The sequence below is a fragment of the Deinococcus pimensis DSM 21231 genome (genome assembly GCF_000519345.1).
Taxonomy (GTDB): Bacteria; Deinococcota; Deinococci; order Deinococcales; family Deinococcaceae; genus Deinococcus_A; species Deinococcus_A pimensis.
Genome location: NZ_KI912680.1, coordinates 74,121 through 74,770, shown reverse-complemented (window position 1 = coordinate 74,770; position 650 = coordinate 74,121). Strand labels below are relative to the sequence as shown.

Genomic DNA, 650 nt, shown 5'->3' with positions numbered 1-650 from the left:
GGTCATCAACCTCAGCCTCGGAAGCGCGGCCCGCTCGAACGTGGTGCAGCAGGCCGTCGCGCGCGCCGCTCGGAAGAACGTGCTGGTGGTGTCGTCCGGCGGCAACGAGAACCGTCCCGCGCTGACGTACCCGGCGGCGGACGCCGACAAGGGCTCGGCGGGCGAGCGGGGCGTCAGCGTCGCGAGCGTCGACGTGACGGGCGTGAAGTCGAGCTTCTCGAACTACGCGCGCGACGTGGAGCTCAGCGCGCCCGGCGAGCGCGTCCTCGGGGCGTACCCTGACGGGCAGGCGGCCGCGTGGAGCGGGACGTCCATGTCGGTGCCGCTCCTGGCGGGCGCCCTCGCGCTCGCCCTCGCGCAGGATCCCGAGCTCGCGCCGAGCGACCTGACGGGCGCGATGCTGGACACCGCCCGCGACCTCTCCGCCCTGCCGGGCAACCGCGCCTACGCGGGCATGCTGGGCAGCGGCGCGCTGGACGTGGACGCCTTCCTGAAACGTAGCCTCGCGCGTCCCGCCGCGTCCCGCTGACGCCACGTTCCCGAAAGGAGCCGCCCGCCCGTGATCGGCCTGGACAGCAGTACCGCCGACCTCCTTCCCGAGCGGGTGGACGCCCTCAACGAGGCGGCCGCCGCGCTCGTCGGACGGGACG

1 protein-coding gene is annotated in these 650 nt (G+C 74.6%); it reads left to right on the top strand.

Features of this window, described 5'->3' with window-relative positions; translation table 11 throughout:
• Nucleotides 1-529, top strand: a 529-nt coding sequence (locus DEIPI_RS0127195) for a S8 family serine peptidase (RefSeq protein ID WP_027483870.1), incomplete at its 5' end; no start/stop codon positions are given.
• Nucleotides 530-650 lie beyond the last annotated feature (121 nt).